Annotated in this window: 19 protein-coding genes; all 19 read left to right on the top strand. The window is 50.6% G+C overall.

Annotated elements, in window-relative coordinates; all coding sequences use genetic code 11:
- Window positions 1-1,623: a RagB/SusD family nutrient uptake outer membrane protein gene (locus NF543_RS17185; RefSeq protein ID WP_257669413.1), complete on the top strand. Its 1,623-nt coding sequence runs from the start codon at window positions 1-3 to the stop codon at window positions 1,621-1,623.
- A gap of 54 nt (window positions 1,624-1,677) precedes the next feature.
- Window positions 1,678-3,213: an alkaline phosphatase D family protein gene (locus tag NF543_RS17180; RefSeq protein ID WP_257669412.1), complete on the top strand. Its 1,536-nt coding sequence runs from the start codon at window positions 1,678-1,680 to the stop codon at window positions 3,211-3,213.
- 250 nt (window positions 3,214-3,463) lie between these two features.
- Window positions 3,464-4,912, top strand: coding sequence for a GH39 family glycosyl hydrolase (locus NF543_RS17175; protein WP_257669411.1), 1,449 nt, complete (start codon window positions 3,464-3,466; stop codon window positions 4,910-4,912).
- A gap of 24 nt (window positions 4,913-4,936) precedes the next feature.
- Window positions 4,937-6,109, top strand: coding sequence for a hypothetical protein (locus NF543_RS17170; protein ID WP_257669410.1), 1,173 nt, complete (start codon window positions 4,937-4,939; stop codon window positions 6,107-6,109).
- A complete protein-coding gene (locus NF543_RS17165; protein ID WP_257669409.1) occupies window positions 6,106-6,795 on the top strand; it encodes an SGNH/GDSL hydrolase family protein in 690 nt (229 codons plus the stop codon). Before NF543_RS17170 ends, NF543_RS17165 begins: the two co-directional genes overlap by 4 nt.
- Window positions 6,792-8,489: a sodium:solute symporter family transporter gene (locus NF543_RS17160; protein WP_257669408.1), complete on the top strand. Its 1,698-nt coding sequence runs from the start codon at window positions 6,792-6,794 to the stop codon at window positions 8,487-8,489. The genes NF543_RS17165 and NF543_RS17160 overlap by 4 nt, the downstream gene beginning before the upstream one ends.
- Entirely contained in the window at window positions 8,470-9,162 is a 693-nt protein-coding gene (locus NF543_RS17155) for an SDR family oxidoreductase (protein WP_257669407.1), read from the top strand. Before NF543_RS17160 ends, NF543_RS17155 begins: the two co-directional genes overlap by 20 nt.
- Before the next feature lie 4 nt (window positions 9,163-9,166).
- Window positions 9,167-9,868, top strand: coding sequence for an RraA family protein (locus tag NF543_RS17150; protein ID WP_257669406.1), 702 nt, complete (start codon window positions 9,167-9,169; stop codon window positions 9,866-9,868).
- A gap of 10 nt (window positions 9,869-9,878) precedes the next feature.
- On the top strand, window positions 9,879-10,286 hold the full coding sequence (locus NF543_RS17145; protein ID WP_257669405.1) for a VOC family protein: 408 nt from the start codon (window positions 9,879-9,881) through the stop codon (window positions 10,284-10,286).
- On the top strand, window positions 10,286-11,314 hold the full coding sequence (locus NF543_RS17140) for a zinc-dependent alcohol dehydrogenase (protein ID WP_257669404.1): 1,029 nt from the start codon (window positions 10,286-10,288) through the stop codon (window positions 11,312-11,314). Before NF543_RS17145 ends, NF543_RS17140 begins: the two co-directional genes overlap by 1 nt.
- Window positions 11,298-13,394, top strand: a complete 2,097-nt coding sequence (locus tag NF543_RS17135; RefSeq protein WP_257669403.1) for a heparinase II/III domain-containing protein — start codon at window positions 11,298-11,300, stop codon at window positions 13,392-13,394. The genes NF543_RS17140 and NF543_RS17135 overlap by 17 nt, the downstream gene beginning before the upstream one ends.
- A gap of 38 nt (window positions 13,395-13,432) precedes the next feature.
- Window positions 13,433-14,203 (top strand): 2-dehydro-3-deoxy-D-gluconate 5-dehydrogenase KduD, encoded by a 771-nt coding sequence (gene kduD, locus NF543_RS17130; protein ID WP_257669402.1) that lies wholly within the window; start codon window positions 13,433-13,435, stop codon window positions 14,201-14,203.
- 33 nt (window positions 14,204-14,236) lie between these two features.
- Window positions 14,237-14,581, top strand: a complete 345-nt coding sequence (locus NF543_RS17125) for a type IV toxin-antitoxin system AbiEi family antitoxin (RefSeq protein WP_257669401.1) — start codon at window positions 14,237-14,239, stop codon at window positions 14,579-14,581.
- Window positions 14,582-14,763: 182 nt separating this feature from the next.
- Entirely contained in the window at window positions 14,764-15,360 is a 597-nt protein-coding gene (locus NF543_RS17120) for an RNA polymerase sigma factor (protein ID WP_257669400.1), read from the top strand.
- 135 nt (window positions 15,361-15,495) lie between these two features.
- Window positions 15,496-16,686: a FecR family protein gene (locus NF543_RS17115; RefSeq protein ID WP_257669399.1), complete on the top strand. Its 1,191-nt coding sequence runs from the start codon at window positions 15,496-15,498 to the stop codon at window positions 16,684-16,686.
- Between the two features lie 72 nt (window positions 16,687-16,758).
- Entirely contained in the window at window positions 16,759-18,186 is a 1,428-nt protein-coding gene (locus tag NF543_RS17110) for a sulfatase-like hydrolase/transferase (protein ID WP_257669398.1), read from the top strand.
- 24 nt (window positions 18,187-18,210) lie between these two features.
- Window positions 18,211-19,848, top strand: coding sequence for a hypothetical protein (locus NF543_RS17105; RefSeq protein WP_257669397.1), 1,638 nt, complete (start codon window positions 18,211-18,213; stop codon window positions 19,846-19,848).
- 159 nt (window positions 19,849-20,007) lie between these two features.
- A complete protein-coding gene (locus NF543_RS17100) occupies window positions 20,008-23,322 on the top strand; it encodes a TonB-dependent receptor (RefSeq protein ID WP_257669396.1) in 3,315 nt (1,104 codons plus the stop codon).
- A gap of 9 nt (window positions 23,323-23,331) precedes the next feature.
- Window positions 23,332-24,876: a RagB/SusD family nutrient uptake outer membrane protein gene (locus tag NF543_RS17095; protein WP_257669395.1), complete on the top strand. Its 1,545-nt coding sequence runs from the start codon at window positions 23,332-23,334 to the stop codon at window positions 24,874-24,876.
- Window positions 24,877-24,885 lie beyond the last annotated feature (9 nt).

Below are 24,885 nucleotides of genomic sequence, written 5' to 3'. Positions count from 1 at the left end.
ATGAAATCATACATCATTGTTTTAATCGGTATTGGGTTCCTATTTTTCCTGCCGTTAGGATGCAGTGAGCAGGATTTTCTGCAAGAGGTGCCAAAATCCAAATTAACAGCCGAACAGTTGTACAGCAGTCCCTCAGGCTTTCAGTTAGCGCTGAATGGACTATACAGTGGTTTCCGTACGTTCGAACGCCTTACGGTGCGGGGTGATCGGGAAGTGATGATGGGTAAAGGGCTTTCATTGGCCACAGACTACTACTACGCACCTATTGTCAACAATCCGCATATACCTTGGGCACAAAGAGGAAGCTACATCAACAGTACATTGCCTGATTTCGAAATTTGGTTCGAACAGTTGTATCAAATGATTCTGGCCGCAAACATGATCATACATCGGGCGGAAAATCCGGATATTCCGTGGAGCGATGAAACCCAGAAAAATGAAGTTGTCGCAGAGGCCCGATTAATCAGGGCATGGTGCTACAGGCATCTTACTTTTCTTTGGGGCGACGTACCCTTGGTTACTGAGGAGATCACGGGAGTTAATTTCCGCAATGATTGGGAACGTACAGCCAAACGCGAAGTGCAAAGTCAAATGGAAGAAGACTTGCTTTTTGCAGAACAGCACCTTCCCCCGGTCCAAGCCAATGCCGGCAGTACAAGCAGTGCGACTGCACAACACTACCTAGCCGAACTCTACCTCATCTTGGGCCGTCCAGACCAAGCCGAACAAAAGGCGCGGGCCGCTATTAACAATCCCAATTACAAATTGATTACCGAGCGTTACGGAGTGCGGGCAAATCAGCCCGGCGTTCCGTTCATGGATCAATTTTACGATGGTAATGCATTGCATCAGGAAGGGAATACGGAAGCATTATGGGCTATTCCGTACAGTAGGCAGGTACAAGGCGGAGGATTTAACCGGATGAGGCGGGCATGGGTACTTTGGTATTGGCAAAATCCGGGTATATCGACAGGCGTTCAAACAGGAGGTAGGGGTACCGGCTGGTATGCCTTTAATAAACATGGCTTCGACCTGTATGAAGCTGATGACGATCGGTATTCGGAATTTGCGGTTTTTCGCTATGTGATTAAAGACAATGGGGATACACTCTACACCACGACCAATGCCGATAAGTATATCGGTGCCTTCGCCATCGGATCCTTTCCGCCAACGCATCCTGATCGGCCTTATAACTGGCCTTCTACGCGTAAATGGGAGGATGTATATGAAGAAAACCCAGTGGATGACCAAGGGTACAAAGATCAACCCTATCTCCGGCTGGCCGAAACCTTCTTGCTGCTAGCGGAAGCACAATACCTGCAAGGTAAAAACGAACTGGCTGCACAAAGCATTAACAGCGTGAGAACCAGATCAAATGCGTCAGCTATCACAGCCGCGGATGTATCCATGGAGTTTATCCTCGAAGAGCGGGCTAGGGAGCTCCATGCAGAAGAGCACCGCCGCTATACGTTGTTGCGCACAGGCACCTACCTCGAACGCACACGGCGGTTTAATGAACAATCCGGTCCGCATATCGCCGATAGGGATACCTTGTTTCCAATTCCCCAGGCTGTCATTGACGCGAACATTGATAAGGAGTTTCCGCAGAATCCTGGCTGGTGAGCGCCTTACGCGAAATTGCATCAGGATCATAAGATCTAATGGTAAAAAATAAAAATGGAAGAAAGAAGTGCAAGGCTGTTTATAATATCCATGCTGAGTTTACTCTTCACTTTTGAAGCGTTTTCTCAGGCCGGTAACTTTCCTGTTAAAAACGGAGTTGAATTTAGTCCCCGGTTGTTGGATAATCTTATTTTCCTGAACAATTTTGATCGGGAACTGCCCCTTGAAAAACAGCTGCTTTATAAATGGGCGGAGACTAGACTATCAGGTGAAGCCGGTAAAGGATTCAGTGCGCTGGTTGATTACCCCCAATTTCAAAAGCTAGCCGGCGAATTTAATATTGTTCATTTGGGCGGCCCGATGTTAGGTAATATAACCACGAACTCTGTAGATATTTGGGTCCGTACGGTGAAACCGGATTTAGTGACAGTTAAAGTAGAGATTGATGGAGAAGCCAAAGAGTTTGGTCCGGTAAAATCGACAAAGAATACTGAACTTACTGCTATTGTGCATGTGTCAGATCTGAAACCTGACACACGATATACCTACAAGGTTTTTGTTGGGGAGCAAGAAATAGGGGTTCCGGAAAATGCATGCATCTGGACTCCGTCTGGTGCTGAAGACGTAAATACGCGAATCATTTTCGGAGGGGACTTTCATCGCTGGGGGCTTGGGAATGAAAAGCAAAGTAAGGCTATGATTGAAAGACATCCGCATGCGTTTTTAGGACTGGGGGATATAGGCGCTCAGGACAGGAACAATCATGCAGGATGGCATAGCTTGGATTACATGGCACGAGATCTTTATCCTGCCTGGCAAAATCTCGTTTCCAACGTACCGGTTTATGCAACCTGGGACGATCACGATTACTTCGGTAACGATAAAGCCGGAATACCGGAAGGATACCGCGAAAAAGATAAGGAGAATGTTTGGAAGGTCTTCAGATATTCTTGGAATAACCCATCATATGGTTTAGGGGAACATAGAAAAGGTATTTTTCTACGGACACGGATTGGACACTGTGATGTTATTATGACAGACAACCGGTATTTCCGGACCGGGAAAAAGGGTTCTTTTCTTGGCGATGCGCAAATGGACTGGCTAAAAAAACAACTACTCGACTGTAAAGGTCCTTTTATTATCCTTTCCTGCGGATCAATGTGGAGCGATTATGTTTCAGGAGGCAAGGATTCCTGGGGAATAAACGATCCTGAAGGCCGCGAGGAGCTATTTGATTTTATTGAAGATAATAATATCCGGGGAGTTTTGCTGATTTCGGGAGACCGCCACGGTGCGAGAGGGTTTCAGATTCCCCGCCCATCGGGATTTAAATTTTATGAATTTGGAGTCGGAAGCTTGGGTGGCCTTTCCGGTCCGCCTGCAACAATGAGCGAGTGGACTACTCAATTCTATGGAATATCTGGTGGATATGCATTCGGTGAGTTTGAGATCAACACGAAGGTGCCGGATCCCACGGTTACATTTCGGTTGATCGACCAGGAAGGAGAAAATATCGAGGAGCTGACCTTGAAGCGCAGCAAGTTAACCCCCGGTAATTTCAATCGGGGAAATAAAGAAGAAAATAAATAGCGGAATGGATACGTTTATGCCTCGATACGGAGAACAGAAAGCTTTTTGGGTAAAACGGCAAAGGCCAAAACCAAAACGAAAGGGGTTGAAAAAGGGTATCTTCGTATTTATTTTTAGCTTGATCTATTGTGCTGCCCTGACCGCGCAAACAAGCGGGATTTATTACCAGAAGATCGGTAAGGTCAAACCCAGGATTTGAATAAATTAGCGTGCTTAAGTAGTGAATAGCTTTGAGAAAACTTAATGGATTATGATACAAACAAAAAGAAAAATTTCACTGGGGATGTTAATGGTTTTTATAACCTCGGTGATGTATGGGCAGCACCCCGTAGGACCGGCCGGTTACGAATTATTAGGTTCGATGAAAGGCAAAAAATCCTCCGAGATTAAATCATCTACATGGTCCATCGGCGGGGAAACGCTTGATCGGGATTATGCAGACTACCATTCCTATAAGGAGTATCTCGGTGAGTTAGGAGCAAAGCGTATCCGATTCCAGGCTGGTTGGGCAAAATGCGAAAGGGTTAAAGGGCAACATGATTTCACCTGGTTGGATGACATGATTGATGATGCGCTGTCACGGGGAGTACACCCATGGGTAGAGTTTTCCTACGGCAATCCCATCTATGAGGGCGGGGGCGAACCCAAGCTTGGCGGGGCTCTCCCTTCGTCTGATGAAGCACTTAAGGCCTGGGATGCTTGGGTAACGGCATTGGTATCTCGCAATAAAGATAAGGTTATCGAGTGGGAAGTGTGGAATGAGCCAGATTTAACCGCGAAGATAACCGGTAAGTCCTATGCTGATTTTTATATCCGAACGGCGGAATTGGTTAGAAAAGTACAACCAAATGCCCGTTTATTGGCGTTAGGGTATGCTGGCGTGAGTAACACGGCTTTTCTGACTGAATTTTTTGAGGTGTTAAAAGCGCAAGGTAAGTTAGACTTGGTTGATGTGGTCACCTTCCATGGATATCCTTCCAATCCAGACGCCCTGTATCCGACGATTGATAAGTTAAAGAGCGTAGTGCATGGGTATGCGTCCCGTATCAAGCTGATGCAGGGCGAAAATGGCTGCCCCTCCACGCCAAGCAGTATCAGTGTAGGTGCGTTGAGACAATTGGATTGGACAGAGCTTAGCCAAGCCAAATATGTTGCTCGGCGGTTACTGGGCGACTACGGTAGAGGTATCGAGACCAACCTGTTTACACTTAGTGATTTGCATTACGAAAAAGGAGATCATTTTGCCGGAGTTAACTCAAAAGGGTTGTTGAAAACCCATGAGGATAAAACGATTGATAGACCGAAGATCGGTTACTTTACCGCACAGCGGATTATGGGCTTCTTCACTGCGGATGAGGTTGACCGTTTGGAATCGGCTGAAGTAATTCCTACAGCGCTTCCCGAGTCGATATCGGTATTCGGCTACCAACACAAGGCAACCCGTACGCCAGTTTATAGCATTTGGAACCATGAGGGACGCCCGTTAGAAAGCTTTGTTCCTGCGCTCCAAGATATTGTCCTTGCCGATCAGGTCAAGAATCCCGTTTATGTCGATCTGATATCCGGAAATGTGTATCAAGTTCCGAAAGAAGCAATCATCGAAATGGATGGCAAAAGGACAATCAAGAATATCCAGGTACCCGATTATCCGATATTGATTGCCGATCGGTCAGCAATACCGTATCAAGCGTGCAGATAATCAAGTTGAATAGTATCTTTAGCAATGAGTGAAACGATAAACAACGAGGTCTACGGGTACAGCCGCATCAAGCGGACCGCCCTCAATTTTGTAAACGCCATGAAAATCGGTGATACGCCCGGCGTCTACCGTAAGGAAGCGAGTGAAGGAGAGAGTTTTTACGGATCCTATCATGCGGTGCATATTTTGGATTTGTTTGGCGAATTGGACGCGTTATCCGGTGATGAAAAGGCCATTTGGGCGGCCAATTTTACCAAACGCCAGACCCAACAGGGCTATTTCTCGTCCAAGCCGGAAGATGCCGATCGCCGACTGACAATCGACGATTTTGACCCCTACTGGCACTATACCCGGGGCAACATCTGGGCATTGCGTGTGCTGGGTATAAAACCCAAACACCAGCTGGATTTTCTAGAACCATTGCTGGATGCAAAAGCCCTGTATAACTGGGTGAAGAAATATAATTGGGCCAATTCTTGGGCTGCAGGAAATCAGGTCCTCGCCTGTGCGACGGCATTGTTTGCCCTGCGCGATTGGTTCGGGGTGTCTGAGGTAGACAAAATCATGGAAGACGGCATGTACCCGGCATTGGAAGAATTACTTGATGAACAGACCGGATTTTGGGGTACGCAGTTCGGAGCAGATCTCCCCAATGGCCTGTTTGGCACCATCCACGTCACACCGATCTATTTTGCGCAAGGTTGGCCATTACGTGCCGTAGACCGCAATGTGGATGCTACGCTGGCTTGCCAACTCAGCGACGGCTCCTTTTGGCCGGGGGGATCGGATTGCCCCGATTTTGACGGTGCATATATGATGGCTAACCTTGCGGAGCTCACCGATTACCGACGGGAAGATATGGAAGCTGCGGCGATGCGCTACCTCCGGCATGCATTGATGCATGAAGACCCGGATCAACATGGTTGGTTATTGCACCGCCGGGATAGCAGCCCGAAGGATTGGGTGCCCAGGCCGCATTGGATCTGGAAGCCCGGAGAAGCAGAAGCAACAGCCGAGCTGAGGGACGAAGACCCCAACCGTACCCATATCATGCTTGGGTCATGGTTTTATCCGTTGTCCATCGCGCTGATCGCGCATATGCTGGGCAACACGGGCTACGAGGGGCCTTATCAGTTTACAGCACAGTCCCTGCACGTCTGCAATGTGTTTAATGGAACAAAGAATATCGGCGTATGACGAAGCTTAGAATCCTAATCGGCATGATGGCAATTGGCTGTATGCTGCTGGCATGGAAGAACCCCCTGCCCAATGTATTCCTCATCGGCGATTCCATTTCTATCCAATATGGCCCATACCTACAGGAATACTTGAAAGGAATCGCGCAGCTGGAACGTAAGGAAGATGATGGCAGCGCAGCCAAAAACCTGGATATACCTACCGGTGCTAATGGCGGAGATTCACGTATGGTGTTGGCGTACTTGAAGAAAAAGGCCGCCGACCCCGATTTCAAACCCGATTATCTGCTGCTCAACTGCGGCCTTCATGATATCAAGCGCGATGTTAATGGGGCGGGTACGCAGGTCGACTCGGCGGCATACCGCCAAAATCTCCAAGAAATACACAGGCTGTTGTCTGAAAAGGGCATCCAATTGATCTGGATGCGTACCACGATGGTCATTGATTCCGTGCATAATCAACGTTCCAAAGCGTTTAAGCGATACACTGCAGATTTAGATAGTTTCAACCGAATTGCGGATGAAGTTTGCCAGGCGAACGGAGTTCCAGCAATCGATTTATATCATCTTTCGGTTTCACTAGGCCGTGAACAGGTCATCGACCATGTCCACTATAGCGATAGCGGTCGCATAGCGCAGGCAGCGTACATTGCCGGATTTTTACAAAACTACTTAACGCAACAATGAACACCCTCCACCACTTAGATTACACCGCTATCGCCCTGTACATGTTGCTCATGGCGGTCTTAGGCGTGCTGTTGGGACGGTTCGTGAAGGACGCGGGCGACTATTTCAAGGGAGGCAGCGTGATTCCGTGGGCGGTGGGGGCAGTCAGCAATTTCATGTCCATGTTCAGCACGTTTATCTTTGTTGCTTACGCGGGCATAGCCTACGAGTTTGGATTGGTTTCGCTGACCTTGCTTTGGTGTACTGTACCTCCGATGGTCTTGGCAGCGCTGTTTCTGGCCAAACGTTGGCGCCGGGCCAACATCATGACGCCGGTGGAATTTTTAGAAAGGCGGTTCAACCCTGCTACGCGGCAAGTGTTTACCTGGTCGGGTTTGTTTTTTAGGTTGCTAGACAATATGGTGCGATTGTATGCCATGGGAATTTTCCTTTCAGCGGTCACACCGCTTTCGCTGAAAATAGCCATCCTGCTCGCCGGAACAGGGGTGTTGGCTTATACCATCGCCGGTGGCCTATGGGCAGTGGTAATTACGGATACCGTCCAGTTCTTTTTCCTGATGTTGACTACGCTGATATTGATCCCGTTGTCCATCCGGATGGCTGGTGGCATCGATACTGTGGTAACTACCATACCGGACCATTTCAATTGGTTCAATGGGCCTAAAGGTTCGTTCTGGTTTCTGCTGGCTTATTATGTGATGGTGTTGATCAAATACAATGGCAATTGGGGTTTTATCCAGCGGTTTTACAGTGTAAAGGATGAGCGGTCAGCCCAGAAGCTGGGCTGGATGAGTGCGTGCTTTTTTTTGGCGTTTCCCATTATTTTTCTGCTGCCATCGATGGTGGCAGCCGTGGCATTGCCGGGATTGGAAAACGGTGAGATGGCCTATGCTGCGATTAGCGCCGCGGCACTTCCTCCGGGAATCCTGGGGCTAATGATAGCCGCGATGTTTGTCGCTACCATGTCATCGCTTGATGGCGAATATAACGTGATGGCCGGTGTGGTGACACTGGATGTCTACGCACGCCTAATTCGTCCCCGTGCAACGGAAAAACAACGGCTGCTTGTCGGTCGGGTGGCAACAACAGGAATTGGAATACTGGTTATGTTAGGTGCGCTTTATATTGATCGGTTCGGCGGCGCATTCGAGGCCAATAAACTTTTTACAGGTTTATTCGCCATTCCGATGACGATCCCGTTGATCGGTGGGATCGTATCGAAACGGATTCGTCCCGCTGGTGCATTTGCTTCCATTCTGGTGGGATTGGTGACGGGATTGTTTTTTAATGCCCATCCCCAGTACAGTTGGGAAACTGCCACCCTGATCCAGGTCATGCTTTGCTTTGCAGTGATGCTGGTCTCGGCCGCATGGCCGGCAAGAGACCCGGCGTATCTATCACGGACAACGGCATTCTTTGACCAATTGAACCGTCCGTTGACGGCGGCCGAAAAGCCGTCGCTTTCTGCAAAGACAGGGATCGGTATGCGAAAGGTGGTTGTCTTTTCCTTGGCAGCCACCGGGGTATTGTTTGTCCTCATGAGCATACCGTCATTAAGCGTTTTGGGGGGACAGTTATCCCTAGGGGCAGGTGTAATCTGTTTGATCGGTGGCGCATTAGCCTGGCCTTATGGAAAAAATGAACGAATGAAAGAAAAACAAAAAAAACATACGTATGAGTCAGTTGAAAAATAAAGTGGTATTCCTCACAGGGGCATCGTCGGGAATCGGAGAAGCCGTGCAGCAGTTGCTGCTGGCTAATGGTGCCAAGGTCTTTTCCATGAGCAGGAGCCAGGTTACAGCCAATGAACCAAATCATCGCGTATTTGCCGGCGATGTTGGTAATGAAGCGGATGTACAGGAAGCGTTTCGGCAGTGTGTAGCAGCGTTCGGTACGGTGGATGTATTGATCAACAATGCCGGCGTGGGATTGCCGACCCCAGATTTGGCGGAGACCGAATTGGCGGTATTTGAGCAGATGGTCGATACGAACATGCGCGGCGTTTTTCTGTGCAGCCGGGAAGCATTGCGGATGATGAAGCCCAAAGGCAAAGGCCATATCGTTAACCTGATATCCATGGCCGGGCAGCGTACCAATCCGAATGCACCGCTGTATTGTGCATCTAAATTCGGCGCGCGCGGACTCAGCGGTGGCTTTGCCGATCAGGTATTGAAACAAGGCATCAAGGTTACCGATGTAAACCCTGGACCGGTGGATAGCGCGTATTGGGGCGATCGCAAGGTGGCTCGGGAGAAATTCCTGAAGGTAGAAGACGTGGCCAATATCATTACATTTGTGCTGTCCCAGCCCGAGTACGTGGTCATTCGCGAGATTAATTTTGACAACATGAAGTTTTTAGCAAGATAGCAGCATGGGAGCACTAACTAAACAGGGTATTTCAGCAAATGATGTACAGTACCCAGTACCGGTAGCCGAGATGCGTGAGCGGTACCTCCAGTTATTTTCTGGAGCAATCAACGATGTGTTGCGGTTCAATTATAAAATGCACGCCACCAGCCTACCGGCAAGCTATCGTCCACTTCGCGACGAAATGAAAATGGTTGGCCAGGCGTTCACCGTCAAGGGCGGGCCTGACATCACCACCGACGGCGAGTTTGAGATGCGTGCTGAAATGTTGGAAACCTTACACCAAAACTCGGTCGTTATCTGGGATTGTACCGGCGATACCGTAACGTCGCAGTGGGGGGAGGTGATGACCATGGCTGCCGGCAAGGCCGGTTGTCGGGGAGCACTGGTCAATGGCATTCGCGATACGCAGTCTATTTTGGAACAGCAATTTCCAGTATTCTACCAATACAAATCCAATACCGGTATGCTCGGACGATTCCGGATGTACTATTATCAGAAACCCGTATTGATCGGGGAGATCATTATCCACCCCGGCGACTGGATATTCGGCGATATCGATGGTGTTATAGCCATTCCAGCGGCCATCGCTTATGATGTATTGGTAGCGTCCGAAGCGATCAAGGTGAAGGAAGTAGATATCAAAGCCATGGTGGAGAGCGGCTTAAAGCCCACGGAAGTCGTCAAGCGAGGCGGATATTTTTAATCAGGAAATCATGAAAGATAACAACAGTAACAACATCGGATTCACCGGAATAGACCACCCCGCGGTAGCTGCGGATGATGTGGATCAATTGGCAGATTGGTATTGTGAGGTGCTCGGTTATGAAAAGTATTTCCGGCACGATAAGCCCGTATGGATGCTTCGCGCGCCAGACGATACCTTGCTGGAGATCATGCCCAAAGATCACACCGTTCGGCCGGAACGGACCACTTGGACACCCGGTTGGTCACACCTGGCCATTCGCGTAGCAAACCTCGATGAGGCAATTGCTCGTCTGGATGAAAAGGGCGTACAATGGGGTGGCGACCCGACACCCGCTATCGGGGGCGGCCGCGTGCGAAACCTTGTTGATCCCGAGGGGAACATGTTACAGATTCTGGAACGTCAATTTGAACACTGATGCAAGCAGCATATTACGAAGGCAATAAACGGTTTGCGGTAAAGGCCTTAACAGACTTACCCCCATTGGAAGCAGGAATGGTACGTTTGGATGTTGCCTACTGCGGCATTTGCGGTACCGATGTGCACATCTACCACGGCGCGATGGATCAACGGGTCGCCATTCCCCAGGTCATCGGCCACGAAGTATCGGGGGTGATTAGTGAGTTGGCGCCCGATGTGGAGGGATTCCAAATCGGCGATTCCGTTACTGTCCGTCCATTACAACCCGGCGAGCAGACCCCGTTTGATAATGGCTACACACACATCGGCAAGAACCTCAAGTTTATCGGCATCGATACCCCAGGCGGCATGCAATCGTCGTGGGTGGTACCCGCGCACACCCTTCACCGGCTGCCCGCCGGTGTATCGTTAGCGGAAGCAGCGTTGATCGAACCACTCGCCGTGGCTTGCCACGATGTGCGCCTCAGCCAGTTGAAAGCCGGGGATAAAGCGGTCGTATTGGGCGGTGGGCCCATTGGGGTGCTCGTCGCCCTGGTCGCCCGGCAACAAGACGCCGTCGTGCTCGTTTCAGAAGTCAATCCACACCGGTTGGCGATGATTCAGTCGCTCGATTTCCAAACGGCAGATCCCACAGCAGAAGACCTGGTACAGGTTGTCGACCGTTTCACCGATGGCGCAATGGCCGATGTGGTGTTTGAAGTCTCCGGGGTGGCCGCCGCCGTCGATAGCATGACCCAACTACTAAAAGTCCGTGGCCGTGCGGTGATGGTCGCCATCCATAGCCAACCCAAACCCGTGCGGCTGTTTGACTTCTTCTGGAAAGAACTGCAGCTGGTGGGCGCCCGGGTTTACGAGCCGGAAGATTTTGAGGCGGCCATTGCACTGGTCGCGTTGGGCACCCTGCCGTTGGCGGAACTGATTACGAAGGTGTTGCCATTAGGTCGCGTGCAGGATGCGTTTGAACAAATTGATCAAAATCCATCGGGGATGAAATATCTGCTCCACTGCAATGAACACATTCAATAACCAAATTGGTCGTGAAGCGTGTTTCCTGACCAGGGAGGAGCGCGAGCGGATTCTCGCCGGTGGCGGCGAGGTAAACGTTTTCCGGCCTGCACTTCGTGACCGGGTACTGGCGCGAACAGCGCAGCCACAGTTGCCGCAACCAGAAGATGGTACCGGATGGTGGTACCCCGCTTTTGAATACCTTTCGGATGCCGCCATGCTATATGCCATCGAGCAAGATCAGCACGTAGGCGACTGGCTCCGGCAGGTTGCACTTTCCATCGCGCGGTATCCGGCGGGCGAATGGGTCGGTCCGTGGTTCCGGGATCACAGCCAGCCGTACACCGGCCATTTAGAAACAGCTCACGTCTGTTGGGGTATTGCTAGCGTGCTAGACCTTGCCGCTGCGGCGTTTACCCCTGCAGAGCACGAAGAAGTCAGCCAAGCACTCCTCGAAAAAGGCGTCATCCCCTGTGAGCGGTGGCTCGCAAAAAATACCCACTTGGCCAACTGGCGGGGTATCATGTTGGCGGGCGTATTGGTGCCATCCGCCGTATTGGGCGATCGGCAACGCCTGGAAGACCATGTTCCCCTGATGGCGCAGTGCTTGGCCGCTTTCCAGCCAGACGGCTCCTATGCCGAGTCGGTGCAGTATGGAAATTACTTAGCACATGCGCTGATGCTCGTCTACGAATCGTTGGTCCGGGTGTACACCGATTACGCTTCCACCATTGCTGTCGAAGCCTATGCCATGGGAATACCTTGGGTGGTCAGTAGCATGCTGTATGCCAAACCCCTTTCCGGATGGGGTGAAGAATCCCGCGCGCGAGCCGTCAATTTCAACGATAGTGCAGCCATTTTCAGGCCGTCGGGCGATCTGTTGCTGCACATCGCCGCCCGTTGTACACATACCGATCAGCAGGCAGCCGGATTGGCCAGTTACCTATTTCACACCTATTATGTGCCGGTTCCATCGCAGGAGCCGCACCATTTGGCCAGCTTCGGGTTCGTCAACGATTGGGGTTTTCTGACGTTGCCTTTACTTGGGCAAGCAGCGACTCGCCTATCGCCGTCTGATGCCGGTCTGCCACTCACGGCAGCCTTCGAAAACGGCAATACATTTGTACGGGATGCCTGGAATGGCGATACGGTCATCGCATTACAAGCTGGCGCCTCACCCCTCCATGGGCCGGGCCATTTGCACGGCGACGTAAACAGTTTTATGTTAGCCCACCAACGGGAACGCCTCCTTATCGATCCCGGCCATAGCTGCTACCGTAACCTCATCCACGGCCTGGAAAGCAGTAGTCAAACCCACAATACCTGTACGTTTTTGATCGAAGAGGGTGGGTTGGGCCTGCAAGAAGACCTGACCAAGACCAAACTGCTGGAGCAGCAGAGCATACTGAGCAGGCGCCTAATTGTAGATGGTGTGGTGGGCAGTCCCATTCTACGTGGCAATAACCGACTGATTGTCGAGCGAATTGCAGAAGTATCCGTTGTAGGGGCTGAGGCATCAGCCTGTTATGGGCCACCGCTCACCGCGTTTTCACGCTTTTGGGTCGTCGCTGGCAGCCACGTCGTTTTTGTCATCGATCAAATCCAGTCGGCAGTACCGGTGCGCACCAGCTGGAATTGGATTATCAACAACCGCGACGGGCTCGCTAGTGTGACGGTCGAAGATCAGCAACTGACCATTCATCGGCCATTGGCCGGACTGAAACTCCTACAAGGCGGACCGGCCAGGCCGGTCGGGCCGGTTTATGGTTACGCCCATGATGCCTATCATCCCGAGCCCGCCCGGCTCGGCGAAGGGCGGCCGGGCAGCGGCCTGATTTTCCGTGCCATCGAGCCGGTAGCGCAGACCAATCGCTGCGCGGTACATGTGTTGGTTGCAGACAAGCCTGACAAATTGGGCGACTGGACATTAAGCACTAACGCGGACGCTTATGAAGCCCGTAGCCCCGAAGAGCACTGGATATTGACGTTGACTCCAGGTGAACACATGGCCTTTACGCTGAATGATAGGATAGGAGGGCGCAGCTGGCAGCTCACCGCCCTGAACGGTCGTTATGGCTTTAACGAAGTAATGAAGTCATGAAGTAGCAATGCAATCACTTTTAGCAACTCAAACAAATCATGAACACTAAAAACCCATTCGATTTAAGCGGTAAAACCGCGTTGGTAACCGGCTGCAAGCGCGGCATCGGCAAAGCGATGGCTATCGCGTTGGCAGAGGCGGGAGCCGATATCGTCGGCGTTTCTGCTTCGCTTGCACCAGCAGGAAGTCAGGTAGAGAAAGAAATCACCGCATTAGGCAAAAAATTCACCGCGTTCCAGTGCGATTTTTCCGATAGAAATGCGGTATACCGTTTCATCGAGCAAGTGAAGGCTAGTGGACAACCCATAGACATTTTAATCAACAACGCAGGTACGATCTTGCGCAAACCCGCAATAGAACATTCCGATGAATACTGGGATGAAATCATCGACGTCAACCTAAACGCCCAATTTATTCTTTCCCGTGAATTCGGAAAGGATATGGTGAAGCGAGGTGGCGGCAAGATTATCTTTACCGCTTCCTTGTTGACATTCCAGGGCGGCATCACCGTGCCGGGCTATGCCGCCAGTAAGGGTGCTATCGGGCAGTTAACGAAGGCCCTGGCCAACGAATGGGCGGCACATGGTGTCAACGTGAATGCCATTGCCCCGGGTTATATCGATACCGACAATACTGAAGCGTTGCGCAACGATTCAGTACGGAGCGAGGCCATTCTTTCCCGAATACCCGCCGGCCGATGGGGTACGCCTGATGATTTCAAGGGTGCAGTGGTATTTCTAGCCTCAGCGGCTGCCAGTTACGTGCATGGCACAATACTGACCATTGATGGAGGTTGGATGGGGAGATAGTTATACCTTGCCCATAAACAAAATAATACTGTTATGAGCAACGATTTCGATAACGCAAGTTTTAAGGATTTCGAGAACATCCCACGGATGGACTTTTACGGATGGGCACAACAATGGAAGGCTTATGTGGACGATCGCTCCAGCATCGGCCTATTAAATGCAGCGGCATGGTATGGAGCAGCACACCAACAACCACAGAGGAATGTGGTTGTCACAAGACCTCCTTACCTACCCGTGAAAAAAAAGCCGTACGTCCAAATCGATTTTGTTTATAAAAAAGAATGGCAGGATAAGGATTTAATTGAACAGAAGACAAATTCGGGCTATGTAAATGTGTCATCGCCTGTTTTATCGACCATTGCTGCTGGCTTCGGATAAATAAGACACAATCCTGAAAAGTGAACGCAAGAAAAGTGAATATTTGGCACTCGTAGTGTCAACAACCATAAAAAAGCAACCACTTTCTGCTGAAAAATAGCTAAATAATGGCTGAGTAGAATCGAATCCGGCATAGAAATATGATAAGTTTGCGTTACCTTTGGAAATGGAAGGAATGTAAAATGGCAGAGAAAGACCATATAGCGACAAACAATCCAGAATTCTTCGCCAACTTGGCAAAGGGTGACGAGCAAGCTTTCGGTATCGTCTTTAAAATCTACTATGCCATCATGTTCCAGTTTGCCAAAAAATTTGTAGGCAGTGATACCGAGGCGGAAGACGTGACCGAAAACGTGTTCCTGAAATTGCTGGAAGAAGACACCCACTTTAACGATGCCACACACCTGAAAGCCTATTTGTTCCGGGCTGTCCGACATGCCTGCCTGAATGCCCGGAAGATGGCTGTCCGCAAAACCCACAGAGACAGGGCTTTCGCCACATGGGATGCCAATGAAGAACATGATTATCTTGCCCAGCTTGCTCGGGCAGAGGCCATGCTCCAGTTGAGGCAGGCCGTAGCCAACCTGCCTACGCAAGCGAAGAAGGTCATTACCCTCACCTACTTCGAAGGCATGACCAACCAGGAAGCCGCCGACGCGCTGGAATTGTCAGTGCAGACGATCAAAAACCAAAAACTCCGGGCACTTTCCCTGTTGCGCACCAGACTAACCGATGAACAATTCCTGTTGCTTCTAAGCCTTGCAGCTCTCAATTATTAAATTTTTTAGCTGAATATCAACTGGTTAACTTTTTTCATCAAAAAAATCCAACATTGCCTTTGGTACTTTTCGGGATCCATGTTGTTTGGTGGTTGTTGAATGACGATAACCAAGTTGTAAAAAAAGGTAACCTAGATGTCGTACAAATATGAGCAGCAAGCGATCCGAATCGGCCAACTATTGGTTAAGCAACTCCGCGGCACGCTTACGGACGGTGAGGCGCGCGAGATAACCGCTTGGTTAAAATTGTCCGACCGCAACAAGCAGGTTTACGAAGAATTGATGAATGACCACAGCAGGCAGGTCTCGCTCCAAGAAGAGCCGCCGCGTCCTGCGGAAGAAGTTCTACCGTTGCTTCTCGCCAAGTATCATCAGCGCAAATCAGGAATTCTTAGCGACCATGGCGCCCAATCTATAAGGCGCATTCGTAAATGGCTCTCCTATGCTGCTGCAATTCTCGTAATGGCTACAGTCACGACATGGTTTCTTTTAAGAGATCGGATCGGAAATCAACAATCAAAAATTATCGATGCCGAAGAAATTTTGCCAGGCGGCAGCAGAGCAAAATTAACCTTAGCAGACGGTAGTACAATCTCGCTTGATGAAGCAAAAGAAGGTATTATCGTCAATGAAGGCAATATTTCATACAGCGATGAGTCACGAGAAATCGTTAATCTACAGTCTGGTATTGTGGATCAGCTTGTGCTCACTACTCCAAAAGGAGGTACTTACCAGCTCATTTTACCGGACGGCTCCAAAGTATGGCTCAATGCGGCCAGCACATTGAAGTATCCCAGTGCGTTTACCGGCAGAGAGCGGGTTGTGGAACTGGTGGGCGAAGGGTATTTCGCGGTGGCAAAGGACGCGCGCAAGCCCTTCAAGGTCATCAGCAACGGGCAGGAGGTTGACGTGTTGGGTACGGAATTCAATATTTCCGCTTATGCAGACGAAAAAGAAGTCAAAACCACTTTGGTGGAGGGCGGCGTGCAAATCGTCAATCGCCAATCTGAAACGGTCAATAAATTACAGCCCGGAGAACAAAGCATCATCCGCGGGGCGGCTACGGATATCCACACGGTAGATGTACAACAATACACCGCTTGGAAAGATGGTTTCTTTTATTTCAATAGCACACCGTTGGTTGATATTATACGGCAAGTTGGGAGGTGGTATGATGTTGAAGTTGATTATGACGGAAATACTCCCGCATTGGAATTTTCAGGAAAAATCCAGCGAAGCCTGCAGTTGTCGCAAGTGTTAAGGATTTTGGAAAAAGGAGGGGTTCAGTTCCATTTAGATGGGCGGAAACTGGTGGTAAGGCCATAACTTAATTATAAATACCGTGTACCGGTACTTCGGTACATTGGGAGGAAATTAGTGATTAAAACCTGTATTGTGATGAACAATGCTATTCAGGAAACGAGTAGTGTCTGCGCGCTTTTTGTTCTGGCTATTTGTTTAGTCTGCAACACCAACAACGTTGTTGCGCATCAGCCGAATATCCTATTTGTTTTCATTGACGACATGGGATACGGCGATTTGGGCTGCTACGGAAATGACGAAGTCCAGACGCCGAATATCGATAAACTGGCCTCGGAGGGGATCCGCTTCAACCAGTTCTATGTGAATGCCCCCATTTGCTCGCCCTCCCGTACGGCGGTGCTCACTGGTCAATATCCTTCCCGTTGGGGGATTACCTCTTTTATTCACGCGAGGGAACAAAATAAAGCAAGGGGGATGCGCGACTACCTGGATACGGCAGCGCCATCCATCGCCAAAACCGGATACTATACCGCCCACATCGGCAAATGGCATATGGGCGGTGGCCGCGATGTTGGTGATGCTCCGCTTATTACCCAATACGGGTTTGACGAGTCAGTCACACAGTTCGAAGGTTTGGGCGAACGGTATTTGGCCACTTATGAGACGCTGAATCTGAAAGATAGTACGAGGGAGTTGGAGAAAATGTCGGCCAAACTCGGTAACGGAGACATACACTGGGAAAAGCGGGAAAATTTCACACAAGTGTTTGTCGACCGGACCATCGGTGCGATACAGAACGCAAAGCGGGCAAATAAGCCCTTCTTCATTAACCTTTGGCCGGATGATATTCATACACCGTTGGAACCCATAGCAGCATTGCGGGGGGATCTTTCAACCAAAGCACGCTTTTTGGGGGTAATGGCTGAAATGGATCGGCAAATGGGCCGCCTTTTTGACTTCATCCGGGCTGAACCGGAGCTCGCCAAGAATACACTCATCATCTTCACCAGCGATAATGGCCCTGATAAAAAAGTCAATACAGCAGGAAATCTTAGGGGATATAAGGCCAGCTTGTATGAGGGCGGTATTCGAGAGCCGTTTATTGCCTGGTGGCCGGATCAGATTTCGGCCGATAAGCGTGGCACGGTCAATCAAAATACGGTAATGGCAGGTATCGATCTGCCACTGATTTTTATGGCGGCGGCAGGCGTTGACCCGCAGCCTGAGGTAGCCTACGATGGCGAAAACCTGTTTGGCGCCATTACCGGACAGTCTTCGCGGTTGCGTGAGAAACCGTTGTTTTGGATCCGTCCGCCAGACCGTCCGGGATACGATGGCGACAACGATCCCGATCTGGCGATACGGAAAGGCGATTTCAAACTGATGATGGATGTCGATGGCACGTCCCAGCAATTGTATAACATCCGCAAAGACCCGGGGGAGAGGGATAACTTAGCCCTTATCGATCGCCGGGCAACTAGGCGGCTCAAAGAAGAATTGAAAACGTGGTACGACAATTATCCGCATGACATAGACAGGAATCTTTATAGAATAAACCCATAAGTGTAAACCAAATAAAAAACCACCATGATGAAACCTAACAGGAGAAAATTTATTCCGCGGCTAATGAGATGCGTCGCTTTTTTTGCAGTCTTTCCATTTTTTAGCAAATGCCAAGATAAGCTAACGCAAAAACCTGAGCCCCAAGAAAAAAGCGAAGCGCGCCCTGCGTATGACGAAAGTTATCGGGGCAACCTGTTGTTCAATGCGAATTTGGATATCTATACCTATCGGGGAGCAAGGGACACGACGGATGGCATGCCGAAACGGGCCGCCATCATCAAGCACCTCAAAGACTTGAATGTATGGGGCGTGCGCGAGTCCGTAGCCAACCTGCATCTCGGCGGGAGAAAGATAGAAAAGGGCGACCCGATTGAATTTGCCTATCTAGATAAGATTTATAAAACCCTGGATGAAGAAGGCATCCGGTACAGCATTCCTATGATAGTTGACCGAGTGGTCGTGAACCCGGACAACTACGGGCCCATTTGGGAAGAGAATTGCCGATACTACGTGGGAGAGCTTGCCCGGTATTATGGAACCCGGCCGATCTATTATTCGGCAGTAAACGAACCCTTCATGCCCGGTATGCGGGAGGATGGCGTAGCCTTGACCATTGCTCAGGTGCTGCGGATCCAGGAGGTGGTTTATACGGCGATGAAAGCCGTCAATCCGGACGTGGTGTTGATATCCAGTCCGGTTTCTACCGGCCATATCGCCACAAGCGCCGTGCAGTTGGCCGAGGGTGGGATTACTCGCCACTGTGATTATTTCGGGTTCCACAAACACAATGATATTGGCGAAGACGGACAAATGTCGGAGACCGCGATCTGGAATGCCATTGACCGGGCGGAGGAAATGGGCTATCCGCGCAGGGGTGTTGTGATGAACGAAAATGGAACCCCGCTTACGCTCGACGTAGCGTGGGCTGGAGCCACGGAAGCGGATTCGAGGGCGTTTAAGACCCGATGGATCGGTAACGATCTGGTGCAGATGAAATCCCTGGGGTGTAAATACATCGTGATGTATTCGCTGATCGGATCGAAGGCAAGCAATGGGGAGTATAATGTGCTGGACGTAGGCCGGCCAACGGCTGATGGATTTGAACCATACGAGAAAGAATACCAAGCGTACAAATCGCTTTGGCAATTGGAACCACACTTGCTCTCGGGCGGGATCAACGGCGGGTTTGAAGAGGCTAATCCCGATAAATCCCGCGGGTGGGTGGTTTCGTTCCGGGGCCGGGCCTGGGGAGGCGTGCAAACGTCCATTCCAGTGGAATGGCAGTCGGTGGTCTTCGCCCATGACGACTCCGAAAATGCACGGGTTGGGAATAGCTACCTGAAAATGACAAAGCCAGGCCGTACCCAAATTACAGCCAACCGCTGCAGGCGATTGGTGGAAGGGCTAACGCCTGGCCAGCGGTATAAGATCGGGGCTTGGGTAAAGCTAAGCGGGGAAGGCTCGCAAGCGACCTTGAGAGGGATAGGTTTCGACGTATTGGGGAAAGAGAAAGCAGAAAAAAAGATCACCTACGCGGAGTCCGATGGGAAATACATCAGGAGAGAGGTTAGCTTCGTCGCGGTAAACGAATGGGTAGTCATCTCTTTAGAGCACAATGGCGAAGGAGTGGCGTATTGGGATGAAATCACATGCACCAAATAAGCCGGAAGTGTTTGCGGCACTTCCGGCGAAAACCCGCCCAAAAGGCAGGGCGTTCAAGGTCTCACCCATCTGAATTGGAATTGATTGTTTAACCTTAAACAAGGTAAAAGTATGCATTTAAATTATAAAACGAATTATTGGTTAGTTATGAAATTGACGATGATGTTACTAACCGTCGCCATGCTTCAGGTTCAGGCCAGGGGATTTTCCCAGAGCATCACGTTTTCGGCCCGGGAACTTCCGTTGAAGCAGGTGCTTTCGGCCATCGAACAGCAAAGCGACTATGTTTTTTTCTACAACAATGGGATTTTCCGGCACGCGAAACCGGTAACCTTCGCTATCGAAAAAGGGACGCTGGAAGAAGCGCTCGAGGCCAGTTTGGCGGGGCAAGGGTTGGACTACATGATGGAAGACAAGACCATCATGATTTACCCAAAGGGCCAACGGGATATACCGCGGCCGACCGATAAGGCGAAGCAACCCCGGATCCTTCGGGGGTCGGTAAGGGACACCACCGGTGCACCGCTGGTGGGCGCGTCGGTATCGATCAAAGGAACGGATCGGGGTGTCTCCACCAATGCAGCAGGACAATACCAAATGCGAAATGTCCCGAAAAATGCGATACTGGTGTTTAGTATGCTCGGATTTGAGACCGCGGGCATACCTGTGGGGAATCGTACCACGGTAGATGTTGTACTCAAAGCAACGTTTAGCGAGGTGGATGAGGTGGTGGTGGTTGGCTATGGTACGCAGAAGAAGGGGGACGTGACGGGTGCGATTGCATCTGTTTCGTCGGCCGAGTTGGAAAAAACCGTCAACACCTCGTTTATCGATGCATTGACGGGGCGAGCCGCCGGTGTACAGGTGCTCAGCGGCGAGGGTAGCCCCGGCGGCGGCGCGTCTATCCGGGTACGGGGGGGCACCTCCATCAGCGCTTCAAATGAGCCCCTTTACGTCATCGACGGGTTTCCGATCATTGACGACGAGCAAGAAGCGATGGGGGCGGATTACGCGGCCACCGCCAGCACCAATATCCTTGCGGGCATAAACCCCAGCGATATTGAATCCATCCAAATTCTCAAAGATGCGTCAGCAACGGCTATCTATGGCGCCCGGGGAGCTAATGGGGTTGTGATCATTACCACCAAAAGCGGGCAGGTTGGGCAGCCCACCATTACATACAATGCCTATGCAGGGATAAAGAACCTAACCGAACAGCTAACCGTGATGGATGCGCTACAATATGCGACCTATCAAAATATCAGACGTATCAACAATGAAGAAAACCCCTTCGAAAATCCGGAGCGGTACGCGGATTCAGCAACGACCAACTGGCAGGACGCCATCTACCGGCAAGCGGTGATGCAAAACCATGTGTTGGGCATGAGTGGCGGGGTCAAAAACATCAAGTACAACACCTCGTTTGGTTATTTCAACGACCAGGGGATCATCAAGACCTCGGCATTCGACCGTTTCACGGGTCGCCTCAACTTGCGGGGCAATATTTCTCCAAAAATGCGTTTCTCAACCTTGGTTTCGGCTTCGTTTGTCAAACAAGACGGGGCGGCCACCGGTGGCACCAACAACCAGAATGCCGGCGTGGTAAACCAAGCACTGTTCTTCCCGCCGGTAATTCCGAATGAAAATCTGGAACCCACCAGTGAAATCGGCGGATCTGCCAACTATAGTCCCCTATCCGTGCTCAATGAAATTGACCTGGAAAATACCGCAGACCGGCTTATGGGGAATGTGTCGGTGGAATACGACATTACGAAAGCATTGACCTTTAAAGTGATGGCCGGCGCCAATGTGCTTAATCAGAAACGCAACGCATTCCACTCATCCCGTGTAGGGGCCGGTGCTGCAGTTGGGGGGCGGGTACAGATCCGGAACGCGAACAACCGGGATTGGGTGAATGAGAATACGCTCACGTACGATAAACAATTCGGAAAGCACCACCTCACCGTGTTGGGGGGAGGCACCTTACAATCCGGTCGGCGAACATTCAATGAGATTCTCAACTTCGATTTTGACATTGAAGATTTGGGTTTCAACAACATCGGGTTGGGTACGAATCCGGTTATCCCCAAATCAAGCGTCGACGAGTGGTCCATTGCCTCGGGTTTGGGAAGGGTAAACTACCAGTTTGACGAGCGGTACCTGGTTACCCTCAGTTTGCGGGCCGATGGCTCATCACGTTTTGCCAAGGGCAATAAATGGGGGTATTTCCCTGCGGCCGCTTTCGCATGGAGGCTATCAAACGAAGCATTCCTGAAAGACGTAAAAGCCATCAGCGATCTCAAACTGCGGTTGGGGTACGGTGTCACCGGAAACCAGGAGGTGCAGCGTTACCAGTCCCTATCGTCCCTTGGGGTCAATTTCTACAGTTTCGGAACAGGCGATGGAGGGGCCAACATTGCGGTAGGCACCGATCGTGTAGCCAATCCGGATTTGACGTGGGAAAAAACCACCCAATACAATCTAGGCTTGGATGTAGGGTTGTTCAAGAATAGGCTGAACGCAACCGTTGATGCATTCCACAAAAAGACGGAAGACCTGCTCTTGGCCATCAATCTGATTCCTTCGGCGGGCGTTGCCGCACCGGCACTGCAGAACATTGGTAGCTTGCAAAACACCGGACTGGAGATCGGTATCAATTCAAAGAACATTGCCAAGCGGGATTTTGAGTGGAGCACGAGCTTCAATATATCGTTTATCCGCAATAAAGTACTGGACTTGGGGCCATATGAACAGATCTTTGTCAATGTAGTTGGCGGAAGCCATACGGTGGTGAATGAGGTGATTTTACAACCGGGCTCCCCTATCGGTACGTTCTACGGCTACCAAACCGATGGGATCGTCGGGTTGCCGGACAATCCAACGCAGGCAGAGCAGCGACAGGCCGGCAGATGGAACTTTGTGGATCAAAATGGCGATGGGGTCATTAATGATGATGATCGTGTAATCCTCGGAAATGCTCAGCCCAAACACTACGGTGGTTTTACAAACGACTTGAGGTACAAAAATCTCGATTTGAGCGTGTTCTTCAACTGGTCATACGGCAACAGCGTATACAATGCCAATCGGATTTACCTCGAAGAAATAACCGATCCCAGGAACAAGTCGCCCATCGCTTTAGAAGGCAGTTGGACATCCGAAAATCAGGACGCCGAATTGCCCGCTATCGGAAAAAGTGAAGTGAACCGGCTGGTCGAACGATACATCGAAGATGGGTCGTTTTTACGCCTGCGTAACGTAACCTTGGGTTATACACTCCGGCCTGACCTGTTGAAACGCACACCGCTGAAGACCTTAAGGGTATATGCGATGGGCCAAAACTTGCTTACATGGACCAACTACAAGGGATACAACCCCGAAGCGAATGTGAATCGTAACCCCGTTGCGCCGGGGATCGATTGGGCAGCGTATCCCCTTTCCCGGATTTATACATTTGGTGTACAGGTAAAATTTTAAAGAACTGTTATGAAGAAGCTATTACTACTTGGATTGTTGACTGGCCTGCTATCAGGCTGCCAGAAATTTTTGGAGGAGACCCCGGAATCATTGTTGGCATCCGAAACCTTTTTTACTTCCGAAGAGAATATCGAGATCGCGGTCAATGGCATCTACGATGCGTTGGCCGCAGCCGGTTACAAGCAACACTTACTCACCGTGGGGATGACCGGCACAGACCAGCTCCGGTCAAACAACAACGATGTGGCCAACAAATTCCACCAAATGGATCTGTACGCTTATGGTCCAAGCTCACAGATTCCGTCGCAAGTCTGGAAGGGGCATTATGTCGGCATCAATCGGGCAAACACGGTCATCAACCGGGTGGAGCCCCTGTTGGAAGATAAACGTTTCAACACGGAGAACCTACAGCATTTTATCGCCCAAGCAAAGTTTCTACGGGCATTGTATTACTTCAATCTCGTACGGTTTTACGGAGCGGTTCCCCTTAAATTGACGGAAACAGCGAGCCTAACGGCAGAAGACGTGATCGCCATCGAACGGTCTCCGGTGCTGGCGGTCTACCAGCAAATCGAGTCGGACCTGCTTTCTGCACAGGAGTACCTGCTCCTACCGGGCGAACTCGGCGCCGCCGAAAACGGACGGGTTACAAAAACCGCGGCTTGGGCTTTGCTGGCACGGGTGTATTCCACCTGGGCTACGTATCCGCTCCATGATGAGACCAAATGGGCGGAGGCAGCCGATTATGCCGAGGAGGTCATGACCTCGGGCGAACACCGGTTGTTGGACGATTTTGTGGATGTCTTTGGCGGGAATGACCGGGCTACCGAGGTGAACGATGAAGTCATACTGGCCGTTAAATTTAGCGATAGCCCGGGCGAGCGAACCACGTTGGGATCCCATGGGGGTATCGTGCCCTTTGGCGGGGCGAACGGGAATAGCTGGGACAATATCGCCGGTTTTGGAACGGTAAAAGTGGAACAGTCTTTCTACCAATCTTATGATAGCTTGGATACCCGGCGCAATTGGACGATATCCAACTTCTTGGCAGGAAAAAACGGCGCTACCGCGCCAAGCACAAAGGTTACCCACTTCGGCATTGCCAAATTCCGGCGCGACGGCTCGTATGTGGGGTACAATTCGCCTTACGACTATCCGTTGATCCGCTATGCAGACATACTGCTGCTATACGCAGAGGCCTCGGCTATGGCGAATGGGTCGCCATCGGAAGCCTCGTATTCGGCATTGAATGCAGTAAAAAGAAGAGCGTTTGGTAAACCGGTAGACGTGGCGGACTCGCTCGACTATTCGGGATTGCCACTGGCCGAATTTATAGACACGGTATTGCAGGAGCGCTCTTGGGAGCTTTGCTATGAAGACTGTTCGCGGTGGCACGATCTGATCAGGTATGAGCGTCTAGGTGAGGTAGTAATGGCAAAAAAGCGGCCTCAAGTAAAAGAAAGGTTTAATGAGGATACGCACAAACTGTTCCCGATACCGCTGCTGGAGATGGATTCCAACCCTTTAATGGAACAGAATCCGGGCTACCAGTAACTCATTCAT

Origin of the sequence: Parapedobacter tibetensis, from assembly GCF_024704835.1 — a bacterium.
GTDB classification, from domain to species: domain Bacteria; phylum Bacteroidota; class Bacteroidia; order Sphingobacteriales; family Sphingobacteriaceae; genus Parapedobacter; species Parapedobacter tibetensis.
Note: the sequence above shows the minus strand (reverse complement) of the source record. Positions and strands in the feature narration are given on the sequence as shown.